Genomic DNA, 2,828 nt, shown 5'->3' on the forward strand with positions numbered 1-2,828 from the left:
GCCGCCGCAGGCTGTTGACCACGAGCGCGGTCTCAGCCGCCCTCGGGGTGGGCATCGGGGGCGCGGCGGGCGCTTCCGCGGTCGCGGCCGGGGCCGCCGCCGTCGTCCCGCCGGCGGCGGGCTTGGCGGGCGCGGCGGTCGCTTCGCCATTCGGCGCGGGCGCGCTGATCGCCTTGTCGAGGGCCCGGTCGAGCGACTTGTCGGGGGCCTTGGCGGGCGCCTTGGTGGCGGCCGGCTTGCTGCCGCCGAAGGACTCGCGCAGCCGGCGAGCCACCGGTGCCTCTACGGTCGACGACGCGGATTTAACGAATTCGCCCTGTTCATTCAGTCGGGCGAGCACTTCCTTGCTGGTGACACCGAGTTCCTTGGCCAACTCGTGTACGCGGGCCTTACCTGCCACTACATCTCCTGTCTATGAGGCGACAGCAGCGGGCCGCGCCTCGGGTTTAGCTATGACGCATTGTCATCGGGACTTCACGGTGTGCTCATGTTCTTTGCTGCCTCTTCTGTTGCCGCGCGAGTCGTGCACCGCCAAGTGCTCGACCACCGCGGATGTGTCCAGTGGACCGGTGATGCGCAACGCTTTGGTGAAAGCCCGCCGCCGAATCGCCTGTTGCAGGCACTGTGGCGCGGGATGCAGCCATGCACCCCGCCCCGGCAGGCTACTCCTGTCGTCAACGATCGCGGCGTATCCGCCGTTCCCCGTCGACACAGCCACCACGCGAAGCAGTTCGGCGGCCAGCTCTCGCTTTCGGCACCCGACGCACGTCCGCACCGGTCCTTCAGTGCTTCTGTGCGCCAAGTCAGAAGGCTCGCGCTGGATCACGTGTCAGTCTAACCTCCCTTGACCGGAGGTCAGAACCACCCGCACGGACCGCTCAGGTGAGATCAGTGATCGTGCGCAACGGGGTGACCGGCGCCGTGTTCGGCCTGGCTCTCGGCGTGCCCCGGTGAATCGCCGCGAATGTCGATGCGCCACCCGGTCAGCCGGGCGGCCAACCGCGCGTTCTGGCCCTCCTTGCCGATGGCCAGCGACAACTGGAAGTCGGGCACCACCACGCGGGCGGCCCGGGCCGTCTGGTCGATGACCGACACCGAGACCACCTTGGCCGGCGACAGCGCGTTGGCGACGAAGCGGGCCGGGTCCTCGTCGTAGTCGATGATGTCGATCTTCTCCCCGGAGAGCTCGCTCATCACGTTGCGGACCCGCTGCCCCATCGGGCCGATGCAGGCGCCCTTCGCGTTCAGGCCGGGAACGTTCGAGCGCACCGCGATCTTGGAGCGATGCCCCGCCTCCCGGGCGACCGCCACGATCTCCACCGACCCGTCGGCGATTTCCGGGACTTCCAGCGAGAACAGCTTGCGGACCAGGTTGGGGTGGGTGCGCGACAGCGTGATCAGCGGCTCGCGGGACCCCCTTGTCACGCCCACGACGTAGCAGCGGACCCGGTTGCCGTGCTCGTAGCTCTCGCCGGGCACCTGTTCGGCCGCCGGGATCACGCCCTCGGACGCCTTGGTCTCGCTGCCCATCCGCACCACGACCAGCCCACGGGCGTTGGCCCGGCTGTCGCGCTGTATCACCCCGGCGACGATCTCGCCCTCGCGGGTGGAGAACTCGCCGTAGGTGCGCTCGTTTTCGGCGTCCCGGAATCGCTGCAGCATCACCTGGCGGGCGGTCGTCGCGGCGATGCGGCCGAAACCCTCCGGGGTGTCGTCCCATTCGCTGATGACGTTGCCGTCCTCGTCGGTCTCCCGGGCCATTACCTGGACGACGCCGGTCTTGCGGTCGATCTCGATGCGCGCCTCGTTCTGATGGCCCTGGGTGTGCCGGTAGGCGGTGAGCAGCGCGGATTTGATCGTCTCGAGCAGTTCGTTGACCGAGATGCCCCGGTCCACCTCGATCGCGTGCAATGCGGCCATGTCGATGTTCATGCTCCGGCCTCCGTCCTAGTCGGCCGACCCCCGAACGGCCCAGTCGCCAGTTCCAGCTCCGCCTGGCCTGGTGGTGAAAACTCAACCTGCACAACTGCTTTCACGATTTCGTCGAGCGGAACCTCGCGTATCGTCCAGTCCCGGCCCGCGCGGACCACCAGCGCGACCGCGCGATCGCGGGTCTCGCCGACGCGCCCGGTGAGCTGCGACCCGTCCGACAACGCGATCTCGACCTTGCGGCCGCGGGCGCGGCGGAAGTGCTTCTCGCTGGTCAGCGGGCGGTCCACGCCCGGGGAACTGACCTCCAGCACGTAGCGGTCGCGGATGCCGCCGAGCAGATCCGAGCCGTCGAGCAAATCCGAGGCCGAACGGGACAGGGTGGCGATGGTGTCGAGGTCGAGGGGGTCGTCGCCGTCGGCGATCACGGTGATCCGCGGCGGGCGCGTGCGGCTGTCGATGACCACGTCTTCGATTTCGTAACCGGCGCGCGCGAATTCCGCGTCGAGTAGCTCGATCACCTGCGTCTGCGAAGGTAGCCCGGTGGTCACGGCGAGCTCCTCATCTTGAGTTGTCCGGTCATCTGGCGGATGTCGCCACCCAGGTGGTTTCCGGGTGGTTTCCGGTGCGAGTCAGCTATCAACGATACGCCAGGAATCGCCGATGACGGCGTGATCGCGCGTGGTCACGGTCCTCGGACCTGCCCCCCTTCGCGCAATGGCAGGATGTTGCTGTGCCTAGCGCAGGACCGGTTACCAACCGGCGGGGTGTGCTCGCCGGCGCCGCGGCTCTTGCTGCGCTCGGGGTGGTCTCGTCCGCCTGCGGCCAGTCGCAGCCCAAGCCCCCCGCCGTCGAAAACCTGGTCGGCCCGCTGGACCAGGCCCGCAAAGACAGCGCGC

General features: G+C 68.6%; 5 protein-coding genes. 1 reads left to right on the forward strand and 4 read right to left on the reverse strand.

The genetic code is table 11. From position 1 onward, the window contains the following. From A5655_RS04375 to rimP, 4 genes are all read right to left on the reverse strand, one after another. The coding region (locus A5655_RS04375; RefSeq protein WP_231999064.1) for a translation initiation factor IF-2 N-terminal domain-containing protein at positions 1-400 on the reverse strand (400 nt) is incomplete at its 3' end. A 63-nt stretch (positions 401-463) separates the two neighbouring features. Next, positions 464-826 carry a YlxR family protein gene (locus tag A5655_RS26880; protein ID WP_197508594.1) on the reverse strand — a complete coding sequence of 121 codons (363 nt, stop codon included), beginning with the start codon at positions 824-826 and terminating at the stop codon, positions 464-466. Positions 827-888: 62 nt separating this feature from the next. Beyond that, entirely contained in the window at positions 889-1,932 is a 1,044-nt protein-coding gene (gene nusA, locus A5655_RS04380) for a transcription termination factor NusA (RefSeq protein ID WP_067005948.1), read from the reverse strand. Further along, positions 1,929-2,480: a ribosome maturation factor RimP gene (rimP, locus tag A5655_RS04385; RefSeq protein ID WP_067005951.1), complete on the reverse strand. Its 552-nt coding sequence runs from the start codon at positions 2,478-2,480 to the stop codon at positions 1,929-1,931. The genes nusA and rimP overlap by 4 nt, the downstream gene beginning before the upstream one ends. Before the next feature lie 182 nt (positions 2,481-2,662). Between rimP and A5655_RS26885 the strand changes: the two genes are divergently transcribed. Beyond that, positions 2,663-2,828: twin-arginine translocation signal domain-containing protein (locus tag A5655_RS26885; RefSeq protein ID WP_156764690.1), on the forward strand; the 166-nt coding region annotated here is incomplete at its 3' end.

Origin of the sequence: Mycobacterium sp. 1081908.1 (assembly GCF_001673535.1) — a bacterium.
GTDB lineage: Bacteria > Actinomycetota > Actinomycetes > Mycobacteriales > Mycobacteriaceae > Mycobacterium.